This is a genomic window from Catenibacterium sp. UBA627 (genome assembly GCF_002299355.1).
Taxonomy (GTDB): Bacteria; Bacillota_I; Bacilli_A; order Erysipelotrichales; family Coprobacillaceae; genus Catenibacterium; species Catenibacterium mitsuoka.
Window position 1 is genome coordinate 353 of sequence record NZ_DBPF01000052.1, and the last position, 508, is coordinate 860.

Below are 508 nucleotides of genomic sequence, written 5' to 3' on the forward strand. Positions count from 1 at the left end.
TCTAAACTTATAAATGATATTCCAAAACCTGACATTGCGATTTCTATGGGATGCAATGTAGGATGTCCTTTCATAGGAAGACCTTTTGATGATAACTGGGGTTTAGAAGATCCTACAGGTAAAAGCGATGAAGAATTTGTGTATATTATCAAAGAAATTGAAAGTAAAATATTAGATTTAACGGATAATTTAAAGAACTAGTAGGATTGATTATGAGAATTATTTCTCGCTTATTCTTATTGATTGCAGTTATTCTATTTAGTCATATACTATAAGGAGACGTACTTATGGATAAAATCAAAAAGAACTGGGTCTATTATTTCATTATTTTCATTACTTTCTATCTAATTCCAATATTAATTCAAGATACAGGAAGTGGCATGTTTATTTTACTCATTGTCATTCCTCTTATAACACTGATTACTTCTATTATTTATGGATTAAGAAATGTATTTGATTTCATCTATCCTCTTATTGTCGCAATTCTGTTCATTCCTACATTATTCAT

At 28.5% G+C, this 508-nt stretch carries 1 protein-coding gene and 1 pseudogene; both read left to right on the forward strand.

What is annotated here, in order from left to right:
* Positions 1 to 201: pseudogene (locus tag B2S90_RS03710) on the forward strand (arsenate reductase ArsC); the annotation flags it as partial.
* An 86-nt stretch (positions 202 to 287) separates the two neighbouring features.
* Positions 288 to 508, forward strand: a 221-nt coding sequence (locus tag B2S90_RS03715; protein ID WP_286696559.1) for a hypothetical protein, incomplete at its 3' end; no start/stop codon positions are given.